Source organism: uncultured Neglectibacter sp. (genome assembly GCA_937958185.1).
GTDB lineage: Bacteria > Bacillota > Clostridia > Oscillospirales > Acutalibacteraceae > Acutalibacter.
The window spans coordinates 1-21,462 of the sequence record CALFFN010000001.1; the positions used below are offsets into that span (position 1 = coordinate 1).

General features: G+C 57.1%; 14 protein-coding genes. 10 read left to right on the top strand and 4 right to left on the bottom strand.

Annotation, left to right across the window (positions count from 1 at the left end):
- The first annotated feature begins 298 nt into the window (after positions 1-298).
- The 3 genes from AB8996_RS00005 to AB8996_RS00015 all read left to right on the top strand — a co-directional run bounded on the left by AB8996_RS00005 (position 299) and on the right by AB8996_RS00015 (position 4,101).
- Positions 299-694: a tetratricopeptide repeat protein gene (locus AB8996_RS00005; RefSeq protein WP_369296915.1), complete on the top strand. Its 396-nt coding sequence runs from the start codon at positions 299-301 to the stop codon at positions 692-694.
- A gap of 263 nt (positions 695-957) precedes the next feature.
- A complete protein-coding gene (locus tag AB8996_RS00010) occupies positions 958-2,478 on the top strand; it encodes an O-antigen ligase family protein (RefSeq protein WP_369296916.1) in 1,521 nt (506 codons plus the stop codon).
- A 39-nt stretch (positions 2,479-2,517) separates the two neighbouring features.
- The gene (locus tag AB8996_RS00015; protein ID WP_369296917.1) at positions 2,518-4,101 is read left to right on the top strand and encodes an O-antigen ligase family protein; all 1,584 of its coding nucleotides are present in this window, start codon (positions 2,518-2,520) and stop codon (positions 4,099-4,101) included.
- A gap of 283 nt (positions 4,102-4,384) precedes the next feature.
- Here AB8996_RS00015 and AB8996_RS00020 read toward each other — a convergent pair whose 3' ends face one another.
- The 3 genes from AB8996_RS00020 to AB8996_RS00030 form a co-directional block, all read right to left on the bottom strand.
- Positions 4,385-4,558 (bottom strand): hypothetical protein, encoded by a 174-nt coding sequence (locus AB8996_RS00020; protein WP_369296918.1) that lies wholly within the window; start codon positions 4,556-4,558, stop codon positions 4,385-4,387.
- A 54-nt stretch (positions 4,559-4,612) separates the two neighbouring features.
- The gene (locus tag AB8996_RS00025) at positions 4,613-4,804 is read right to left on the bottom strand and encodes a hypothetical protein (RefSeq protein ID WP_369296919.1); all 192 of its coding nucleotides are present in this window, start codon (positions 4,802-4,804) and stop codon (positions 4,613-4,615) included.
- A 297-nt stretch (positions 4,805-5,101) separates the two neighbouring features.
- Positions 5,102-6,175, bottom strand: a complete 1,074-nt coding sequence (locus AB8996_RS00030; RefSeq protein ID WP_369296920.1) for a LacI family DNA-binding transcriptional regulator — start codon at positions 6,173-6,175, stop codon at positions 5,102-5,104.
- Between the two features lie 687 nt (positions 6,176-6,862).
- On the opposite strand from AB8996_RS00030, the gene AB8996_RS00035 reads away from it, so the two are divergent.
- From AB8996_RS00035 to AB8996_RS00045, 3 genes are all read left to right on the top strand, one after another.
- Positions 6,863-7,513, top strand: a complete 651-nt coding sequence (locus AB8996_RS00035; protein ID WP_369296921.1) for an energy-coupled thiamine transporter ThiT — start codon at positions 6,863-6,865, stop codon at positions 7,511-7,513.
- A 102-nt stretch (positions 7,514-7,615) separates the two neighbouring features.
- On the top strand, positions 7,616-7,942 hold the full coding sequence (locus AB8996_RS00040) for a DUF1540 domain-containing protein (protein ID WP_369296922.1): 327 nt from the start codon (positions 7,616-7,618) through the stop codon (positions 7,940-7,942).
- A 363-nt stretch (positions 7,943-8,305) separates the two neighbouring features.
- Positions 8,306-9,136, top strand: coding sequence for an HAD family hydrolase (locus tag AB8996_RS00045; RefSeq protein WP_369296923.1), 831 nt, complete (start codon positions 8,306-8,308; stop codon positions 9,134-9,136).
- Between the two features lie 43 nt (positions 9,137-9,179).
- Here AB8996_RS00045 and AB8996_RS00050 read toward each other — a convergent pair whose 3' ends face one another.
- Positions 9,180-11,522 carry a SpoIIE family protein phosphatase gene (locus AB8996_RS00050; protein ID WP_369296924.1) on the bottom strand — a complete coding sequence of 781 codons (2,343 nt, stop codon included), beginning with the start codon at positions 11,520-11,522 and terminating at the stop codon, positions 9,180-9,182.
- Between the two features lie 644 nt (positions 11,523-12,166).
- On the opposite strand from AB8996_RS00050, the gene AB8996_RS00055 reads away from it, so the two are divergent.
- From AB8996_RS00055 to addA, 4 genes are read left to right on the top strand one after another with little or no spacing between them, the layout of a single operon-like run.
- The gene (locus AB8996_RS00055; protein WP_369296925.1) at positions 12,167-13,366 is read left to right on the top strand and encodes a PLP-dependent aminotransferase family protein; all 1,200 of its coding nucleotides are present in this window, start codon (positions 12,167-12,169) and stop codon (positions 13,364-13,366) included.
- A gap of 53 nt (positions 13,367-13,419) precedes the next feature.
- A complete protein-coding gene (gene trpS, locus AB8996_RS00060; RefSeq protein WP_369296926.1) occupies positions 13,420-14,433 on the top strand; it encodes a tryptophan--tRNA ligase in 1,014 nt (337 codons plus the stop codon).
- An 18-nt stretch (positions 14,434-14,451) separates the two neighbouring features.
- Entirely contained in the window at positions 14,452-17,772 is a 3,321-nt protein-coding gene (locus AB8996_RS00065) for a PD-(D/E)XK nuclease family protein (protein ID WP_369296927.1), read from the top strand.
- Positions 17,773-17,797: 25 nt separating this feature from the next.
- Positions 17,798-21,343 (top strand): helicase-exonuclease AddAB subunit AddA, encoded by a 3,546-nt coding sequence (gene addA / locus AB8996_RS00070; protein WP_369296928.1) that lies wholly within the window; start codon positions 17,798-17,800, stop codon positions 21,341-21,343.
- The last annotated feature ends 119 nt before the right edge of the window (positions 21,344-21,462 follow it).

Consider the following 21,462-nt stretch of genomic DNA (forward strand, 5'->3'; position numbering starts at 1 on the left):
CCCTTTAGGGGTGTGCCTGTATCCTGCCCTTTAGGGCTGTTATAAAACCACCGGCTCCGCCGGTGTGATATTTATTTATCACAGCATATTAAAAAAATCGCAGATTCTTCCCATATGCTGAAGCACGCCGAAAAACTCTTTCGATACGCTCAAGACCGCAGTCACTTTGCGGTCGTTTTTCTTACTTTTTCCTTTTCCTTGCGTATTTCCTTGTGCCCTGCCGAATTTTGTGTTATACTAAACATCAGATTTTAATATCGGTTTTCCGTGAGGGAACGCGCGAAAGGGAGGAAACGCCATGGCGAGCAAATATTACGCCCCCTGCCCGGAGCTGGACAAATGCAACGAACTGATCGAAACCTGCTTTTTGCAGAAAAAATATGAGGAATGCTTCCAGGGCTATCTGCCTTTGGCGGAGCAGGGATATCCTCTGGCGGAGTGTCAGGTCGGCTATTTCTATTATGAAGGGCTGGGCGTGGAAAAGGATATCGAAAAGGCCTTTGCTTGGACGAAGCGCGCCGCCGAGCATGGCGACTGGGACGCCCAATGCAACCTGGCGGAGTTTTATGAGGACGGCGTCGGCACAGAAAAGAATTTGGAGCTGGCAAAGGAATGGTATCGGAAAGCCGCCCTGCAAGGGCATGATATGGCGCTGGAAAAGTGCCGGGAGCTGGAAATCGATCTGGTATCATAACCGCGAAGCGGTTATGATACGAATTTCAATTTGTCCCGCCCAGTTTGCGCCTTTGGCGCAACGGGCGATGGAGACATGATACCAACACGCCTACGGCGCTTATGGTATCATATCCGCAAAGCTGTGGTCGGGTGATTTACCTGTGACTTGTGCAAGGGGGCTTCACGATTGCCCACCGCAGGTGTGGTATAATGATTGCAAAGCAATCATTTTCAGTGGGCGCTTTCAGCGCCTAAGGTATAATTGCAAGGGAGGGACGTCCCATGGCAGAGCATACGATCAAGGGAAGGCTGAGCTTCTTCTCAGGGGAATTTATGGCGGCAGTGCTGCTGATCCAGCCCCTGCTGGACGTACTGTCTTTTTTTGTGCAGGACAGCGGCTTCACCGCGGTGACCACCGCCCTGCGCATGGTGATGCTGGCAGCGGTCAGCCTGTATGGCTTTGCCGTTTCCGACCGCAGGCAGCTCTATGCCGCCTGTTATGCCGTGATCGGCGGGTTCTGGCTGTTGCATATGCTGAACTGCTGGCGGACAGGCTATGTACAGCCCGTTGGCGACACGGCGGAATACCTGAAGCTGGTGCAGTTCCCCCTGTGGACGCTGGCGTTTGTTACCTTCCTGCAAAAGCAGGAGGGGCTGGATTATCAGATGCTGAGCGTGCTGGTGGTGAATTTTGCCGTCATTTTGCTGGTGATCGGGCTTTCTTTCCTGTTCGGACCGAGAGTGTACACCTATTCTTACCCGGAACGGAATGTGCAGATCGGCTTTTTGGGCTGGTTTGCCGTTCCCAACGCCCAAAGCGCCATTCTCTGCCTGTTAGCCGCGGCGGTGCTGCTGTGGGGCCTGCGCACGGAACGGCTGTGGGTGTTCTGCCTGTGCAGCGTGGTAAGTATGGGGCTGCTGTATTTTACAGGCACCCGGCTTACCTATTATTCGGCGATTCTTCTGGCGGCAGCCTTTTTCGTGCTGATCCTGCTGTGCAGGAAGCCCTATCTTTACTGCGTTCCGCTGCTGGTGCTTCTGGTGGTGCTGATCGCCTGTAAGGGGGTTTCCCCCATGGAGCAGCGGCAGGCGGTGACGGCGACCAGCGCCACTGTGTATCAGGAAAAGATCGACGCAATTATGGGAGAGGACAAGGATTTCGTGTACCAGCCCGGCGAGGAAATTCCGCCGGCGGTTCTGGAAAAGATAGAAAGGGTCTATCAGGATATTTATGGGCAGAAGGGCGTATATCACGAGCCCTTACTGGAAGACCTGCTGGAACGGTTCGGGCTGGAGCGAGTCATGGAGGAAATGGACTACACCATCAGTCCGCAGGCGCTGAACAACAGCCGCAGCCGAAAGCTTACCGCCATGCACATGGTTTGGGAGGAGCAGGATTTCCTCACCCGCCTGCTGGGCATGGAATATGACAAAAGCCGGGTAGGGGAGAGGAATTACGACCCTGAAAACGATTTCCCCGCCCTGCTCTACAAGGTAGGCTATCTGGGTACGGCGCTGTACTGCTGCTTTGTGCTGGGTATCCTGCTTTATGGGGCGATGGCGTTTTTCCGGCGGTTCCCCACATTGTTTACGGCGGAATTTGCCACAGCGGTCATCATGTTCGTGCTCATGCTGGGCAGCGCGCAATTTTCCGGGCAGGTGCTGCGCCGCCCCAATATCACGGTATACGGCTCGCTGTCGGCGGCGATCATATATGTGCAGGCGAAGAAAGCCCCGCCGAAGGCCCGCCTGCGCTCCGGGCATAAGCGGAACCCGGCGGTGTATTTGAAAAAGATCGGATAACAGACCGGGTGCCCCGGCAGAAATTTGTGGAGAAGGCTTATGATAAGATCATTGCGAACTTCCATTCAAAACAGAATGCCCGCCGTGGTGCTGGCGCTGCTGGTGATCCAGCCGGTGATGGACGTGCTTTCCTACTTCTTGGGAGAGATGGGCAGCAATGCCCTTTCCACCCTCCTGCGCTTCCTGATGCTGGCGGTGGTGGCGTTTCTGGGCTTTTTCGTCAGCAATAAGAAGCGGATCTACTTCCTGTTTTACGGCGCGGTGGCGGTGTTCTGGGTCGCCCATGCGCTGAACTGCCGCCGGATCGGCTACCAGTCCTTTGTGGCGGACACGGCGAACTTCCTACGTATCCTTAATTTCCCTATTTTCACGCTGTCTTTTGTCACCTTTTTCCAGCAGGGAAAGGAAATTCAAAAAAGCATTTATCTGGGCTTTGCCATAAACTGCGGGGAAGTGCTGCTGTTCACGGCGCTGCCCTGGCTTTTGGGGCGCCCCGTCTATACCTACGGCGTGCTGAAAGTCGGGGTCATGGGGTGGTTCAGCGTTCCCAACGCCCAAAGCGCCATTGTGGTGCTGGTCGTCCCTCTGGCGCTGCTGTGGACCTACCGCACCAAAAAATATCCCCTGTTCCTTGCTGCCATGGCGCTGAGCTTCGGTTTGATGTTCGTGACGGGAACAAAATTCACCTTTTATTCCATCTTCATCATTGCCGGGGCGTTCGCTTTCCTGTTCGCCCTGAATTTGAAGAAAAAGTCCCTGAAATATGTGCTGCCGCTGCTCATGGCGATGGTTCTGGTATTCGTGTTCCGGCACCAGTCGCCCATGGCGCTGCGGGAACGGATGTCCGCCTACGCGCAGGGAAATTACGGCGTTCTGGTGGCGGAAAGCCTGGAAAACAGCGGCGCGGACGCCGATTTGATCCGCACTATACGGAACGGCTTTGACGCTGCCAATACCTCGGAGGAGCAGCTGGAAAAGATACGCCGCAGCCTGATCGGCGTGTATACCGATAAGGAAGTATACGGAACGCTGCTGAAAAATTTCCACGACCGTTTCGGCGTGTACAATGTGATGGCAGCTTATAACTACACCTCCGAGCCGTCGATTTTGTCGGATACCCGGGTGCGAAAATCCACCTTCGCCAAGCTGGTGTGGGAAGAAAAGGATTTCGCCACCCGGCTGCTGGGCTTTGAATACAGTGAAATGCAGATGGGCGGGGACAATTACGATTTGGAAAACGACTTCCCCGCGGTGTACTATTTCTGCGGCTATCTGGGCTTTGGGCTGTATCTGCTGTTTTTTGGCTATCTGGCGTTTATCATTCTGCGGGCATTTTTCCGGGACGTGGCAGCCTGTGTCGCCCAGCGGAAGGGAAAGCCCGGAAATCCCGTTGTCAAGGGGGCTGGCTCTTTCTGGCAGGGGGTGCAGAGGTTCCTGACCATAGAAATGGGCGCTGTGGGTATGACCTTCCTGTTGGCGATCATTGCCGCGCAGATTTCCGGCAATGTTCTGCGCCGCCCCAATGTGACGGTGTATTTTGCCGCGGCTTCCGCCTGCGTCTATCACCTGACCGTAGACCTGCGCCGCAAGGAGAAGCCCCACGATTTGACCGGCGGCTTCTAAAAGGAGCTTTCAAAACACAACAAAGAGACCGCAGTCTGTCCCCAAAAGCAGACTGCGGTCTTTTGCGAGAGAAGATCATCGCTGCGAGAGAAGATCATCGCTGCGAGAGAAGATCATCGCTGCGAGAGAAGATCATCGCTGCGCGAGAAGATCATCGCTGCGCGAGAAGATCATCGCTGCGCGAGAAGATCATCGCTGCGCGATGATCCGCAAGAAGCCTTGCTTCGCGAAAATTCGGTCTTCTTGCCAGTTAGGAGTGAAAAGAAAGAGTTGAACACAAGATTTAAGCGACGAAGAAGCCGTTCTGGAAGGGAGCAAGGCTGCCCTTGACCACGGCGTAGTTCGCCATGTAGCCGCTGCCACTGTTCAGGAAACGTTCCAGCAGGGTGGGGCGGACAGCTTTTTTGAGAGAAGCGTTCTTGTTTACGGTTTTGGAAGTGTAGGCATTGTTTTTCATAGGTGATAACTCCTTTTGTTGTTGGTTTTTTAGCTTTGTGTTACTGCTTCGGGCTCAGGCGACGAAGAAACCGTTCTGGAAAGGGGCAAGGCTGCCCTTGACCACGGCATAGTTTGCCATGTAGCCGCTGCCGCTGTTCAGGAAGCGGTCCAGCAGAGTGGGGGTGGTCTTGACGCTGTGAGCAGCTTTCTGACTGCCCGTGGTCTTTTGGAAGGTCTTCGAGGTGTAAGTGTTTGTGTTTTTCATGAAAACTACTCCTTTACTGTTAGTTTGTCGTCCCGTAGGTTTTGGAGACGATTTTGTTTTCGTTGTGTCTTTAGTATAAATCACGTTTATAAATTTGTCAAGCGTTTTTATAAAATTTTTTGAAATAATTTATAAATCGCAAAAAACCAGGATTCCCTAGCAATTTCGGCTATTTTCAAGTCTGTAAAACTGAGAAAAATAAAAAAATCCAAAAATTTTTTCAGAAAAAACAGAAAAGGAAGAGGGGAAAACCCCTCTTCCTTTATAAAGAATATTTAGAACAGGCTGAAAGAAAAACTACTTGTCCGCCGCGGCATTTTTATCCAGCACACTGTCCCGGATCACCAGTTCGGTGGGCAACTCATACTTCAAAAGCGTGGAGGAGAACCCGGAACGCTGAAGCTTTTGCAGGTTCTGCAGGAGCATGATACAGGTTCTGCCCATCAGCTGGCTGGAATTCCGCACGGTGGTCAGCCGGGGGGAGACCAGCTTGGAAATGGGATTGTTGTCAAAGCCGATGACGGAGATATCCTCCGGCACGCGGTAGCCCAGCTGCTTCAGGGCGTTGACTGCGCGCATTCCCTGACGGTCGTTTTCGCAAACCAGGGCGGTGGGCAGGCGCTCTGCCTGGGAGAACAGCTCTGCCAGATGCCGGCAGTCGTACAGATCGCCGTCGATCCCGGCGCGGAAGAAAAATTCCGGCACGGTTTCCAGCCCCAGGTCGTTCATCGAGCGGCAGAAGCACTGGCGGCGGTCCTTTTGCCAGCCCATCTCCCAGCCGCTGTACACGTACCCGATCTCCGTGTGCCCGCAGCTTTTCAAATAGCTGGTGATGATGTGCATGCTCTGGCGGTTGTCCACCCGCACGCAGCTCACCATCATTTCCGGGTCGTACACGTCCATAAACACCACCGGGACGTTGACGTTCTGAATGTCCCGCAGGATCTCATCGGTGACCCTCTCCGCCTGCACCACGGCACCTACGATATTGCCGCTGCGCTGGAACAGCTCGGCAGGGCTTGCGCCCTTTTCGCATTTCATATGGAACACCGTCAGGCTCAGGTTGTTGTCCCGCGCCTCCATTTCCGCGCCTTCCAGCACACCCGGGTAAAACCCAAAGGTGTCGTTGTCGTCCTCACAGTCCAGATAAGACAGATAGGCGATGGATTTGCAGCCGTTTTCCGCGGGGGACGCGCTGGGCGCTTCCCCTCCCCGGCAGGCTTCGCACATCATGCTTTCGCAGTCCAGCGCCCGTATTTTTTCCAGCAGGGACTGCCGGAGAGAATCGCTGATGCCCGGCTTGTTATTCAACACCAGAGAAATGGTGGCAGGCGATACGCCCAGCTTTTTAGCAAGGTCCTTTGCTTTCACAAACAACACCTCGGAGAACAAACTGTAAATTTCATTTTATAAACTTTATAAATATTATACCATGTTCCCGGGAAATTGCAAGAGGTGATTTCTTCCTTTCACAAAATTTTACAGTTTCATGGGAAGAAGCGTTGACAAATCCCTTCCCTGAGGGTACAATGAAGGGCGAAAAATGAAATTAGGGGTGCAAAAGATTGATTTTGCATGGCAAAACCAATCTTTCCGGAGTTTGCGAAGCAAACTCCCAAGGAAAGAAAGATGGGGGAACTTGCCGGATAAGATCAATCAAGCTTGGAAACCTGCTGCGCAAATTTCTCCTGTATAACATGGGTAACACAACTTTGTTTGACAGGAGTTTCCTGAAAACGGAAAGCGGCGGTTTCCAAGTGCTGAGAGGAGCTTCGAGCTTAAACCCTATGTCCGGCTGCCGTTGGCGTTCGGACAGGAACCTGATGCGGATAATACCGACGTAGGAAGCATTTCATCACCTGAAGCAGGGCGGCTGACCCGTGTAAAAGCGGCGCGTAAAGCCGCCTGCCAAAAGAAAGAGCGATGAGCTTACAGGAAAGACGTTTTTGCGTGTCTGCCGCAAAGCGTTTGTAAATGCGTTCTATGTCATTTGGAGAATCCCTCCAGATGGCATTTTTCATTTTTCAAATAAAATGTTCCGAAAGGGGAAAAATGAAAATGGCTCAAAATTTTGAAAATGAGGCAAAGAACATCAAAAACCTGGTCCAGAACATCAAAAAGATGGTTCTGGGCGGCGTGCTGGTGGCACTGGCCACCGTGCTGTCCTTTATCACGGTCTACCATCTGCCCCAGGGCGGTTCGATCACGGCTTGCTCCATGCTGCCGATCATGCTGTTTGCCTATCTTTGCGGCACAAAATGGGGGCTTGCCGCCGGGTTTGTCCACAGCGTGCTGCAACTGCTGTTTGGTCTGGCAGATCTGAAAGGCATCAGCGGCGGCGCCCTTGTGGGCTCTATCCTGCTGGATTACCTGCTGGCGTTTACCGTGCTGGGTCTGGCAGGCATTTTTCACAACAAGATCAAGCACGATGGCGCGTCTTTCACGCTGGGCTGCCTGGTTTCCGGGCTGCTGCGGTACCTTTGCTCTTTCCTGTCCGGCTGGATCCTCTGGGGCGCGTATGCCGACCAGAATTTTTCTCCCATGCTGGCGGGCATGAGCGGCAATACATTGGCATGCTTCTATTCTCTGATCTATAACGGCAGCTACATGGTCCCGGAAATCATCATCACCTGTGTCGTGGGCTTCCTCATCATGCAGACTGCCGGAAAGCAGCTGAAGAAGCTTGCCGGGGAAACGGCGCAGGCGTAACATAGGGGAAGAATAAGGCGGTCTCTTTTGGGAACACTGAAAACGTGAAGCGGAAGCAAAAGCGAAGCTTTGCAAATTCATTCTAAAAAGAGGTGCCTTTTCATGAACAAGCTGGAATGTCAGGTCACTTCCTGTCAGCACTATTGTGACAACCTCTGCTGCCTGCCCGGGATACAGGTAGACGGTCCTGCCGCCAGGGAGAGCGGACAGACCTGCTGCTCCTCCTATGAGGAGCGGAAGAACAGCAGCGGAACCAACTCCGCGGGGGCAAAGACCCCCTCCGAGGACAGCTCCATCAGCTGCGAAGCAGAGCACTGCGCCTATAACCACAACTGCAAATGCGAAGCCGAATGCGTCTGCGTCGGCTGCTGCTGCGGCGAGGTAAGCTCCAAGAGCGGCACAGAATGCTGCACGTTCCGCGAGGGATAAGCAGACAAATTCCGAAACAAATCCCAGAACGGGAAACAGCGCCCTTTCCTTGCGGGAAGGGGCGCTGTTTCAGACTGTCGATAAAATTCTCCAGCCGTAAGGAACGGAAGGGGGGAGAGTTGCGAGAGGGGACCATCAGGGTCCCTCTCTCGCTTTTCAATCACAACATATTGAGAAAGTCATAGATTTTCTCAATATGTTTGAGCGGGGCGAAAAGACTTTTTCGGCACGCTCAACAGCGCTCTTTCCTGCGGGAAGGGGCGCTGTTTTTTTCGCGCGCAAATAAAGAAACCGTGTACAAGCGCAGTGATATTCTGTATAATAGGGGAAAGCTGCACCGTTTGGGGGAGGAAAAGAAAAATCATGATAAAGTTGCTGGCGTTTGATTTGGACGGAACCACCATTACAGAGCACAAATACCTGTCGGAAGAGAACCGGGAAGCCCTGAGGCTGGCAGCAGAGCAGGGTGTGGAGCTGGTGCCCACTACCGGGCGGATGCTGTCTTTCCTGCCGCCGGAGATAGCCGCTTTGCCCGGCGTGAGGTACGCGATCACCTCCAACGGGGCGTCGGTGTACGAGCTGCGCTCCGGCAAAGCGGTGCACCAAAGCCTGATCCCCAACGAAAAAGCCAAAGCGATACAGGCGGTGCTGGAAGCATACGATATCTACGTGGAATATTACAAAAATGGCAGTGCGATCACGAAGATCGGTTTCCCGGAGCGGGCGCAGAAGCATTTTCATTTGCCGGATTCCAGAATGCATTTCGTGACAGGCAAGCATTACACCCTCGTTGAAAATTTTGCGGATTGGCTCGCAGAAACAGAAACCTGCCCGGAGAAGATCAATTTTCCCTTTCTGGAAGAGCCTGTTCGGCAGGAGCTGTGGGAAAAGCTGGAACGCCTGGGCGGCTTGCGGCTGACCTCCTCTATCCCGGACAACCTGGAAATAAACGATGAAACTGCCCACAAGGGCGCGGCGGTGCTGGCGCTGGCAAAAGGGCTGGGCATTTCCCCGGAAGAAATTATGACCATCGGCGACAACGGCAACGACGTGACCATGCTGGAAGCGGGCGGCTGCTCCGTCGCCGTGGCGGACGGCTCCCCGGAAGCGCTTGCCGCCGCGAAGCACATCACTGCCGCCCACAATCAGAATGGTCTTGCCCAGGCGATCCATACCTATATCCTGCACGCATAAAGAAGCCTGTCCCGCAAATTTGCGGGACAGGCTTCTTGCAAGTTTATTCCACTGCCAGCACCAGGGCGGTGATGTCGTCCTCGTGCCCGTCGCTGCGGCGCTTTTGGGCTTCCTCGGTGATGCGTTCCGCCAGCAGGTTGGGGTTTTCTCCCTCGTCCCAATTCAGCACCATGTCGGCGAGCCATTCCGTGCCGGCAGCCATCACGCCGTCGGAGATCATCACCACCAGATCGCCGGAGGTCAGCTCCCGGTCGTAACAGGCAAATTCCACCTCCGGCATGATCCCCGCGGGGACGCTGGACGCCTCGATCACGTCGATATATTTCCCCCGGCGGACAATGGTGCAGGCAGCCCCGGCTTTGCGGAACTCTGCCTTGCCCGTAAACAGGTCGATACAGGTCACGTCCAGCGTGGCGAGGGATTCGTCGCCGGATTTCGCGATCAAAGCAGCGTTTACCGTTTGCAGCATACTGTCAAACCCGATCCCGGCTTTGAGCAGGTTTTCCGCCATGGCGGAGGTCATTGCGCCGTCTACCGCCGCCCTGCCGCCGGTGCCCATGCCGTCGCTGAGCACGGCAATGAGCCTGCCGCAGCCATCGTAGAATACGCTGGCGCTGTCGCCGCAGAAAGCGCCGTTCCTGGCGCAGTATTGGGAAAAGCCCCTGCCCACCTCAAAGGCCGGGCGCTGGCACATTTGAATGCGGCAGGTCTCCTCGGAAGAGCTGACGCAGGGCGGGGAAAACACCCTGCCGCAGGCGGCGGAGATCTCCTTAGTGAATACCGCCCGGTTCAGCCGTTTCTGCCGTTCCCTATGTATTTCCGCTTCCACCGTCATGCGCCCGAACTTGTCCAGCCGGCAGCATACTTCAATGGGCTCCACGCCGTTGTCCCGGAGAATGTCCTCCACTCGCTGGGCGGCTTCCTCGTCAAAATGCTGGTACAGGGAAAATTCCCCCGCCATCTCGTCCAGGATCCCGGCGGTGGTGCGGAAGTGCTGCCCGGCGGCTTCCCGCACCTGCGCCGCCCGCAGCTCGGCTGCCTCCTTCATGAGATAGCGCCCGTAGTTTTTGTTGATTTCCTCCTTCATTTCGCCGGAACGCTTGCAGCGGTCGGAAAATTCCGGGGTGAAGTCACAGACCTCCGCCTTGCCCTTTTCTCTGAGGGTCTTGGAAAGCTGGGCAAAATTGTCCAGAGTCTGCTCCTTGTGCTTGCGCCAGCAGACGGCGCTCATGGCGCACCCGGCGCAGACGGTTTCCGTGGCGCGGTTGTAGACCCCCTGCAAATTAGGCGCGCAGACCTCCGAAAGCTTTTGGGAAATTTCCTCCACAGAGGAGTAGACGTTGGAGAGGGCTTCCGATGCGTGGCGCAGCCGCATGACGATATTGTCCCGCAGGGCGCCGCCGCTGAGGGTGTCTTTTCGCACACAGAATAAGTCCGTCAGCCGCTGGCTTCTGGGCAGCACCATGTAGACCACCGTGGCGACCGCCACCTCCACCGCCCCGGTGAGCATCTGGGAGTTCCCGGTCCCGGCTTGCAGGGAGGCAACGCCATGGGAGAGGATAAACGCCACGGCGGCAGCCACCTTGCCCATGGGGGAGAACACCCCTGCCATCAGCCCGCCCAGACCATACGCCCCGGACAGGTAGGAAAGCCCGGCAGTGGAAAGCCCCTGAATTGCCCCGGCGGTGACGCCGGCGACGGTGCCGCCGCTGATCCCGCCCACCCGGGCACAGTAAATAATCATCAGCACCATGAAAATACGCCCGGCGGATACCCCGGAGACCGTCACGCTGGAAAAGGAAAGCGCCAGAATGCCCACGGATACTGCCAGAGCCGCCACGTCGCCGCTGTCATACAGCCCGCCGGATTTTGCGCGCCCGTCCCCGGTACGCCCCTGCAGCAGATTGGCGGTGCGCCGGAGAAAATATGCTACGCCTGCGCCCAAAAAGGATTCTGCCAGATACAGGGCGGCGGAGTAATTCACCGAGCCGCTGATCAGCACCATGGTGAACCCGGTCAGCAGCAGGGGCAGGAAGGTCACCGCCGGGGCGTACAGCGGATGGGTGTTCACCGCCTTCAGCTCCGACAGGGACCAGCGAATAGCAGCTACCGCCACCAGCGCAGCTTCGTACCGAATGGATACATATACCGGGGACGGCATAAAATAGCCGAAAAACGCCCCCAGCACCGCCGCCCACATCCCTCCCCTGGGCGCTGCCGCCACCGCAGCCACGCCGAAGGGGGCATATTTCCCAAACACCAGCCCTCGGGAGCAGAGCAGCCCGGACAAAAAGCTGCTTATCAGAAGGAGCACCTTCCTCGCATAGATGGAGTGAAGATACTCCCCCATGCGGTCAAAAAATTGCCGAACCCTTGATTCTTCCATCGGAGACACCGCCTAAAAATGAATTATGGGAAACCAACTATGCTGCTGGTAACGAAATTATACCTGTGGGAAAGAAAAGTTTCTGTCGCTAAAAGGCAGGGAATTCCTGTCGTTTTGCTGAGAAATGCCTGCCTTTCGGCAGTTTCAGGCGGGAATTGATTCTGTTCTGGCGAAAAATATTATGTAAATTAAATTATGGAAATCTATTTGCCGGGTATTTGAGAGAGGAGTGTTTCCATCGGAGATTTTTTGGTATTCCCCCTGCTAGTAGGGCAGGGGGAATACCAACTGTGACCTCCGCGTTTTGGACACTTCCTCTGAGAGAAAGCATTTGACTTTTTTCGGCAGGGGGAATATAATACAGAAAAAGATACAGAAACCAATGGGCAGAAATAGTACTGTGCATACCCTTTGCTATCCAGAGAGCCGCCGGGGGTGAAAACGCGGCAGAAAGCGCGCAGGAATGGGTCTGCTTCGGCTGGGGAGGAAATGCCCCGGCGCGGCTCCGGCGTTATGGAGAAGAGTGGGCGCGGGCAGCCGCGCCAAGCTGGGTGGTACCGCAGGAAAGCTTCCTGTCCCTGTGCGCAGATGCGCGGGGGCGGGTTTTTTATTTGTCTGGTTTTATTTTTGGAAAGGAGAGCTTTATGAACTATCAGTTTTCAGACCGTGTGCAGGGCTTGAAGCCCTCGGCGATCCGGGAAATATTGAAAAATTCCTCCGCGCCGGGCATTATCCCCCTGTCTGCCGGCAATCCCGCGCCGGACGCGTTCCCCGCGGAAGAAATTCGCCGCATTTCCGCCGAGCTGCTGGAAAGCACCCCTATCGAAGCGCTGCAATACAGCGTCACCGAGGGGTATACGCCCCTGCGGGAGCATTTGCGTACCTATATGGAGCGAAAGCACCATGTGGGCACGGAGAACGATGAGATATTGATCACCAGCGGCGCCCAGCAGGTCATGGACCTGCTGACAAAGACCCTCTTAAACGAGGGGGACACCGTGCTGTGTGAAGCCCCCAGTTTTATCGGCTCCCTGAACACCTTCCGCTCTTACCGGGCGAAGCTCAGGGGGATTCCCGTGGAGGAGGACGGCATTGATATTGAAAAGCTGCGGCAGGCGCTGGAAACGGAGCGGAACGTCAAATATCTTTACACTATTCCCAATTTCCAGAACCCCTCCGGCATTACCATGAGCCTGGAAAAGCGGAAGCAGGTCTACGAGCTGTGCCGGGAGCACAACGTGGTCATTTTGGAGGATAACCCTTACGGCGACCTGCGCTTTGCCGGCGAGGACCTGCCCTCCATCAAATCCTTTGATACGGAGGGGCTCGTGGTGTATGCCGGGTCCTTTTCCAAAGTGGTGTCCCCGGGAATGCGGGTGGGCTACGCCATCGGACCAAAAGAGGTCATTCAGAAAATGGTGGTCTGCAAGCAGGGGGAGGACGTGCATTCCAATATTTGGGCGCAGATCGTCTGCCACCGCTTTATGACGGAATGCGATTACGAAGCCCACTTGAACCGTCTGCGGGAAATTTACCGCCGGAAAAGCGGCGTGCTGCTTGATGCCATGAAGCAGCATTTTGAGCCGTTGATCTCCTGGAGCCGTTTTGAGGGCGGTCTGTTTGCCTGGTGCACCCTGCCGGGCAAAATCAATATGCTGGATTTCGTGCGGAAAGGCGCGGAGCGGAAGGTCTGCGTGGTGCCGGGAACAGCGTTTTTGACAGACGAGACCCAGCCCTGCCATTCCTTCCGCGTCAATTTTTCTACCCCCACCGACGAGCAGCTTGCCAGGGGAATTGAGATTCTGGGCAGGTTGGGGAAAGAAATGCTGGGCGCCGGCTGCTAAAAAACATCGCGGGTAAGAACCGAAAAAATATGCTTTACAAAGGAGAATTTCATATGGAAACCATTTTGACCGAACAGAAAAAAAGAGTGCTGAGTATGTACCAGTGCACCGGGATATTCACCCTGGGGAATTATCTGGGGGCGATCCGCAACCACGTCCGCCTGCAGGACGAATACGAGTGCATTTACGCCTTGGCAGATTTACATGCCATCACCGTCCGGCAGGAGCCTGCCGCGCTGCGGAAATACACGCTGTCTGCCTATGCGTATCTGCTGGCAATGGGTATCGACCTAAGTAAGACCATTCTGTTTATCCAGAGCCAGGTGCCGGAGCACGCCCAGCTGGCGTGGGTGCTGAACTGCTATACCCAGTTCGGCGAGCTGTCCCGCATGACCCAGTTCAAAGACAAATCCGCGAAGCACGCGGACAATGTAAACGCCGGGCTGTTCACCTATCCCTGCCTGATGGCGGCGGATATCCTGCTGTACCAGGCGGACTATGTGCCTGTGGGCGCGGACCAGAAGCAGCACGTGGAGATCGCCCGGGACATTGCCGAGCGCTTCAACGGGCTTTACAGCCCCACCTTTACGGTGCCCGAGCCACTGATCCCCAAGCACGGCGCAAGGGTCATGTCCTTGCAGGACCCCACCAAGAAGATGTCCAAATCCGATGAAAACATGAACGGCACCATTTTGATGACCGACGACCCGGACACCATCATGCGCAAATTCAAACGGGCAAAGACCGACAGCGATTCCTGCGTGCGCTACGGCGAGGGCAAGGAGGGCATCAATAACCTGATGGACATTTATTCCTGCGTGACGGGGAAGACCATGGAGGAAATCGAGCGGGAATTTGACGGCAAGGGCTATGGGGACTTTAAGCCTGCCGTAGCGGAGGCCGTCATCGACGAGCTGCGCCCCATTCAGGAGGAATACGCCCGGCTGATGGCGGATAAGGAGTATTTGGAGCGGTGCTATACCGGGAACGTCCCCAAAGCCCGGCACATTGCCCATAAGACGCTGCAAAAGGTCATGAAAAAGATCGGCTATGTGCTCTTGAAATAAAAACAGGAGGAACCTGCCGTGCTGCAATTTGTATTGGGACGCGCCGGAAGCGGAAAAACAGAATATCTGCGGAAGCTGCTGGCGGAGCGCAGCAAAAGCGGCGAAGCCGGGCTTATCATGCTTGTCCCGGAGCAGTATTCCTTTGAAACGGAAAAAGCCATGCTGAAACTCTGCGGCGCGGCGCGGGCGAATACCGTACAGATCTACAGCTTCACCAGGCTCGCAGAGGCAGTGTTCCGCAAAGAGGGCGGCGCGGCTGGGCGCAGGCTCAGCGACGGCGGCAGGAGGATCCTCATGTCCTCCGCGCTGGCTGCCTGTGAGGACCAGCTGGAAGTCTATCAAAAATCCGCCCAAAGCGGCAGGGTGACGGACATCATGCTGGCGGCGGTCAATGAGATGAAAATGTGCGGCATTTCCCCCATGCAGCTGTCGGAGACCGCCCGGCGGCTGGGGGATACGGGCTTAGGGAAAAAGCTTTCGGAAATCGCCCTGCTGTACGGCGCCTTTGAAGCGCTGGTAGAAGCCTCCTATCTGGATTCCCGGGACGATCTGACCCGGCTGGCGGAAGCCCTGCAGACCAGCGAGTTCTTCCGGGGCTGTACGGTGGCGGTGGATTCCTTTGAGGGCTTTACCGCCCAGGAGACCGCCGTGCTGACCCAGATCATGCGGAAAGCGGAGCATGTGGCGGTGTCCCTCTGCACCGACGGACGGGAGCAGGGCGGCACGGGGCTGTTTACCCTGGTGGAGCGCACCAGGAGCAGGCTGCTGCGGGTGGCGGCGGAATACGATATCCCGGTACAGCCGCCAATTATGCTGACTGATGCGCCCCGGTTCCACAACGAAAACCTGAAGCTGCTGGAAGTCCAGCTTTTTTCCGGAGACGAGCTGCTGCCCTCTCCCGACCACGAGGGCGTGGAAATTTTTGAAGCCCGGGACGTGTACGAGGAAGCGGAGTTCGTAGCCGCGACGATCCGCCGGCTGACGGAGGAAAGGGGCTGGCGGTACCGGGACTTTTCCGTGATCTGCCGCACGCCGGAGCAGTATTACGGCAGCCTTGACGTGGCGCTGAAAAAACGGGGCATTCCCAGCTTTGTGTCGGAACCCTCCAAGGTGGACGCCGAGCCTGTCATGCGCTTTGCGCTGGAAGCCTTTGACGCGGTGCAGTCCGGCTTTGCCACGGACAGCCTGCTGGAAATGCTGAAAACCGGCGTATCCGGCTTTACGCCGGAAGAAATTTCCGATTTGGAGAACTATGTGTTCCTCTGGAAAATAGGCGGCTCCGGCTGGCGGGAGGAATTTATCCGCCACCCCCGTGGCTTTGGACAGCCGATGGAAGATACGGACCGGGAAACCCTTGCCTATCTGAATGACCTGCGGCAGCGGCTGACCGCGCCCCTGCAAAGCTTTGCCGCTGCCACCCGGGACGCTTCCGGGGCGGAGATATCCCAGGCGGTGTACGATCTGCTCGCCGCCTACCGCATGGAGGACAATCTGCCCGCCTACTGCCGTTCCCTGGAAGAGGCGGGAGAAGACGGCCTGGCGGCAAAGCAGCTTCGGGTCTGGGAGCTGCTGATGGAGCTTCTGGACCAGTTCCACAGCATTCTGGGGGACAGGAAAACCTCCCGGGAGCGGTACGCGAAACTCTTGCGGGAGGTGGTCGCCGCGGAGGACGTTTCGGAAATCCCCCAAACGCTGGACGAGGTGCTGTTCGGAACGGCGGAGCAGGTGCGGCAGTCGTTGCCCAAGGCGGTGTTTTTGATCGGCTGCGCCCAGGGGGAATTCCCTTTGACCCCCAAAGCCTCCGGCGTATTTTCCGACGCGGAGCGCCGGGCGCTGATCGAATTGGAGCTGCCCCTGGGCGACCCCCTGGAGCAGAAGACCATAGAGGAACGGTATTTGGCGTATTCGGTGGCAAGCCTGCCCTCGGAGCTTTTGTTCCTCTCCTACCCCAAAAACGGGGGCGGTGAGGAAAAGGAGCCCAGCGAGCTGGTCTCCGCCGTGCGGGAGATTTTTCCCACTCTGGAGCCCATGCGTTTCCTGCCGGACGGATATTTTGCCAATTCCAGAGAAGCGGCGTTTTCCCGCATGGCAGCCCGGTTCCGGGAGAATACGGGGGAAGCGCAGGCTCTGCGGCTGCTGTTCCAAAACGACCCGGAGTACGCCGGAAGGCTGGAAGCGCTGGAACGTGCCGCCGGGCGCAGACCTGTCCGTATCGAGGACAGCGCCCTTGCCCGGCAGATTTTCGGCGGCGTGGGAAAAATGTTCCTGTCCCCCACGCAGGTGGAGCATTTCCACAGCTGCCCTTTCAAATATTTCTGCCGTTATGGCTTGAACGCCAAGGAGCGCCGTCCGGCAGAGGTGGACGTCATGCAGTACGGCACATTGATGCACTATCTCTTTGAGCAGGTGTTCCGGCAGGGCGCGGCGGCGGTCCTGGAGCAGCCGGAGGACGGGCTGTTAAAGCAGGTGCAGGAGCTGATCCTCCAATATGCCCGGGAGAACATGGGCGGCGTGGAGTTGATGAGCGGCAGGGAAAAGTACCGGCTGGACAGAATGGCACAGTCCGCCTGCAAGCTGATCCGCCATGTGGGGGAAGAGCTGGAACAGAGCCGGTTCCAGCCCAAATATTTTGAGCTGGAGCTGGGAGAGGACAAGGCGTTCCCTCCCCTGCGCATCGAGACCCGGGACGGCACGCTGCTCACCGTAGGCGGCACCATAGACCGGGCGGATACGGTGGTGCTGGAGGACGGCAGGGAGTATGTCCGGGTCATCGACTACAAGACCGGCAAAAAGCTGTTCCGCCTTGCGGACGTGCTGTACGGCTTGAATATGCAAATGCTGGTGTATCTGGCGGCGCTGGTGGAAAGCGGGCAGGAATTTCCCGCGGGTATCCTTTATATGCCTGCCGCCGAGCCCTCTGTTTCCGTGGACAGGGGGGCGGACGAGGAAAAGATAAAGAAAGAAGCGGAGAAACAGCTCCGCATGAGCGGGCTGGTGCTGAGCAGCGACGAGGTCATTCGGGCGATGGAAGCCGGGGCAAAGGGGCGCTTTATCCCTGCCGCCCTGAAAAAGGACGGCGCCCTGACGGCGAACAGCTCCGTTTTGGACAGGGAAGCGCTGGGGCAGGTGCTGGAATATTCCAAGCGTCTCATCGCCTCCATGGGGGAAAAGCTGCTGGAGGGCTGCGTGGAAGCGGAGCCCACCATGGTCAACCAGAATGCCTGCCACTATTGCCCTTACGGCGCGGTGTGCGGCAGGGAATTTGGAGACAGGGACATGGTGCAGGATAAGTCGGACTCAGGGAAAGTCCTGGAAAAGATGAAAGAAGCTTTACGCTGATTTTTCGGGAAAGGGGGAGAAGCCCATGGCACAGACAAAATGGACGGACAGCCAGCAGGACGCCATCTCCGCCCGGCGGGGCACGGTGCTGGTAGCGGCGGCGGCAGGGTCCGGCAAAACGGCGGTGCTGGTGCAGCGGGCAATCGAGCGGCTGACAGACCCGGAGCACCCCACCACGGCAGACAGGCTGCTCATCGTCACCTTTACGAAAGCGGCGGCGGCGGAAATGCGCGGGCGGCTGGAAAAGCGGCTTTTTGAGCTGCTGCGGCAGGACCCCGGCGACCCGCTGCTCCGGCGGCAGAGCATTTTGCTGTCTCAGGCGCATATCGGCACGGTGGACAGCTTTTGCGCCGAAATGCTCCGGGAATTTTTTCACCTGCTGGACATTTCCCCGGATTTCAAGATCGTGTCCGACAAGCAGGAGGAGGAGTTGATCTCCGCCGCCCTGAACGACGCCGTGACCGCCGCCTTTGAGCAGGGCAGTATCGGCGAGCTGGCAGACGCCTTCGCCGGGGAGCGGGACGACCGCCGCCTGATGGAAATGGCGCTGACCTTGTACCGTTTCATGCAGTCCCACCCCTTCCCGGAGCAGTGGCTGGGGGAAAAGGTGGCGCTGTATTTTGCGGGGGATACCTCCCAGTGGGAGGAGGAAATTTTGAGCTATGCCGGGGAAACGGCAGCCTACTGTGAACGGCTGTGCGCCGCCGGGCTTGAGGAAGCGGAAACCGCCGGAGAGGTGGGCGCCGCCTTTGCCCCCGCCTTGACCTCCGACCGTTTGAAATTGCAGGAGCTTCTGACCCTTTTGCGGGCAAAGGATTGGGACGGCAGCGTAGAGTTTCTGAAAAATCTCACCTTTCAGACCCGGGGAAGGCTCACAGGCTTTGACGATGACCCCGCAAAGCAGCGGCTGGAAGCCCTGCGGCAGGAAAGCAAGGATACCGTCAAGGACTTGTCCAGATATCTTTTCGGCAGCCGGGAGCAGTGCCGGGAGGAGCTGCGGGCGGCAGGACCGCTGATGCAGAGCCTGATGGAGCTGACTCTGGATTTTTCCCGGCGGTACGACGAAAAGAAGCGGGAGAAAAATTTTCTGGATTACAGCGATCTGGAGCATTTTGCCATCAGGCTGTTCTTGACCCCCGACGGGCAGCGGACGGAAGCCGCCCGGGAGGTGGGCAGCCGCTTCGACGAGATCATGATCGACGAGTATCAGGATATCAATGAGGTACAGGATTCCCTGTTCCGCGCCGTGTCCCGGAACGGGGAGAACCTTTTCATGGTAGGCGACGTGAAGCAGAGCATTTACGGGTTCCGGCGGGCAATGCCGGAGCTGTTTCTGAACTGCCGCCGCTCCTTCCAAAAGTACGACAGGGCGCTGGACAGCTATCCTGCCTATCTGGTGCTGGACAGGAACTTCCGCTCCCGGCGGGAAGTGATCCACACGGTGAATTTTGTCTTTTCCCGGCTCATGTCCCAGGCGGCGGGGGAGATCGACTACACCGGCGAGGAACGGCTCATGTACGGGGCGGAAGCCGCTTATTCCGAAAAAGAGGGCTGTGAAACAGAGCTTGTGTTCCTGTCCCGCCCCACTGCCGTTCCGGCGGAGACGGCGGAGGGCGAATGGCTGGGGAAACGCATCAAGGAGCTGATAAGCTCCGGCTTTACCGTGACGGAAAACGGCGTGGAGCGCCCGGCAAATTACGGGGACTTCTGTATTTTGATCCGCAGCGCCAACAAGCATGCCCACGGGTATGCCATGGAGCTGCAAAAGCAGGGCATTCCCGCCAAGGCTTCCGTGACAGGCGGCTTTTTCTCCGCCGCGGAGATCGGCGTGATGGTGTCCTTTTTGCAGGTGATCGACAACCCCAATCAGGATATCCCCCTGCTTTCCGTGCTGATGAGCCCGGTGTACGGCTTTTCCCCGGACGACGCCGCCCGGCTCAGGGTAAAAAATAAAAAGGAAACCGTTTACGTCTCCCTGCTCCGCATGGCAGAAACAGAGGAACGCTGCGCCAATATCATTCGGGATATCGGGCAGTACCGCGATCTGGCAGCCACCATGCCCTCCGACGCCTTTCTCACCCTGCTGTTTGAAAAGACCGGCTACCCGGACATGGTGCAGGCAATGGAGGGCGGCGAGGACAGGCTGCAGAACCTCCGGCAGCTGCTGGCATATGCCAAGGAGTATGAAAATTCCGGCTACCATGGGATTTCCGGCTTTGTCCGATTCCTGGACAGGCTGCGGCGGAACGATTCTGATTTACAGGCGGCGGAGGCTCCTGTAGAGCGGAGGAACGCCGTGTCCATCATGAGCATTCACAAATCCAAGGGGCTGGAATTTCCAATCTGCATTGTAGCAGGCTGTGCCAGAAGCTTTGTGTCGGACAGCCGGGCAGACGTGCTGCTGCACCCCAGGCTGGGGCTGGGGGTAAAATTGAAGGACGCCCGGCGTTCCGCCCGGTTTACCACCACCGCCCGGGAAGCCATTGCGTTGGCAACAGCCAGGTCCGCCGCGGCGGAGGAGCTGCGCGTGCTGTATGTCGCCATGACCCGCGCCAGAGAAAAGCTGATCCTGATCGGCTCCGGCGACAGGCTGGACAGGCTGCCGGAGAAGCTGGCGATGGAGGTCACGGAGCAGGGGATCTCTCCCTATACTGTCCGCAAGGCAAAAAGCGCGGCGGAATGGCTCATGCTCTGCGCCCTGTGCCACCCGGACGGCGGCGCTCTGCGCAAGGCTGCCGGGGCAGGCGGTGGCGCGGTCTTCCGGGAGGACTATACCCCATGGAAGGTATCGCTGGAAACCTATGCCCCGCCGGAGCAGGAAGAAGCCCTGCCGGAAGCACGGCAGGAGGAAGCCTTGCCGGATATGGCGCTTTATGAGCGCCTGAAAGCGGAAATCGACTTTACCTATCCCTATGAGGAAGCTTTGGGGCTGCCGGTGAAGGTGGCGGCGTCCAGGCTGGCGGCAGAGCAGGGGGGGAGCAGGGAGCTGACCCTGTCCCGCCCGGCGTGGATGGGCGAAAAGGGCATGACCCCCGCCGAGCGCGGTATCGCCCTTCACGAATTTATGCAGTTCGCGGATTTCTCCGCTGTACTGGAACGCCCGGAGCAGGAGCTTCAGCGGCTGGTGGAACATGCCTATCTCACGCCGGAACAGGCGGAAGCGGTGGATTTGCAGCGGGCAAAGGCTTTCCTCAATGACCCTTTGGGGCAGCGGGTGCTGCGCTCATCTCAAGTTTTGCGGGAACGGCGCTTTACCGCCATGATCCCCATGTCCCTTGCCGAGCCGGACCGCCCGGGCGCCGCCGGGGAATCGGTGATGCTGCAGGGCGCGGTGGACTGCACCTTTACGGAAGACAACAGGCTGTACATTATTGATTTCAAAACTGACCGCGTGAAAACTATGGAGGAGCTATGGGCGCATTACATGCCCCAGCTTCGCCTGTACGCGGCGGCGATGGAGCAGGTCTCCGGCATGGAGGTGGGGGAAATGTATCTTTACTCCACCCATTTGGGAAAGTCCTACGGCAAGCCTTACAGGGAAGTGCTTGCGGAAAGCGGCGCTACTGAATAAATCACATAAAAATACCCCGCAGGGCAATGGCTCTGCGGGGTGTTTTTATGGCGCCATGAGGCGAAATAAATCCCCCGGTTTTACCGGGGGAGATAAAAAAGCGGAGCAAAAGAAATAAC

Excerpts from the sequence above, each read along its gene's own strand:
- AB8996_RS00005 (WP_369296915.1), top strand. The coding sequence starts at position 299 with ATGGCGAGCAAATATTACGCCCCCTGCCCGGAGCTGGACAAATGCAAC.
- AB8996_RS00010 (WP_369296916.1), top strand. The coding sequence starts at position 958 with ATGGCAGAGCATACGATCAAGGGAAGGCTGAGCTTCTTCTCAGGGGAA.
- AB8996_RS00015 (WP_369296917.1), top strand. The coding sequence starts at position 2,518 with ATGATAAGATCATTGCGAACTTCCATTCAAAACAGAATGCCCGCCGTG.
- AB8996_RS00020 (WP_369296918.1), bottom strand. The coding sequence starts at position 4,558 with ATGAAAAACAATGCCTACACTTCCAAAACCGTAAACAAGAACGCTTCT.
- AB8996_RS00025 (WP_369296919.1), bottom strand. The coding sequence starts at position 4,804 with ATGAAAAACACAAACACTTACACCTCGAAGACCTTCCAAAAGACCACG.
- AB8996_RS00035 (WP_369296921.1), top strand. The coding sequence starts at position 6,863 with ATGGCTCAAAATTTTGAAAATGAGGCAAAGAACATCAAAAACCTGGTC.
- AB8996_RS00040 (WP_369296922.1), top strand. The coding sequence starts at position 7,616 with ATGAACAAGCTGGAATGTCAGGTCACTTCCTGTCAGCACTATTGTGAC.
- AB8996_RS00045 (WP_369296923.1), top strand. The coding sequence starts at position 8,306 with ATGATAAAGTTGCTGGCGTTTGATTTGGACGGAACCACCATTACAGAG.
- AB8996_RS00050 (WP_369296924.1), bottom strand. The coding sequence starts at position 11,522 with ATGGAAGAATCAAGGGTTCGGCAATTTTTTGACCGCATGGGGGAGTAT.
- AB8996_RS00055 (WP_369296925.1), top strand. The coding sequence starts at position 12,167 with ATGAACTATCAGTTTTCAGACCGTGTGCAGGGCTTGAAGCCCTCGGCG.
- trpS (WP_369296926.1), top strand. The coding sequence starts at position 13,420 with ATGGAAACCATTTTGACCGAACAGAAAAAAAGAGTGCTGAGTATGTAC.
- addA (WP_369296928.1), top strand. The coding sequence starts at position 17,798 with ATGGCACAGACAAAATGGACGGACAGCCAGCAGGACGCCATCTCCGCC.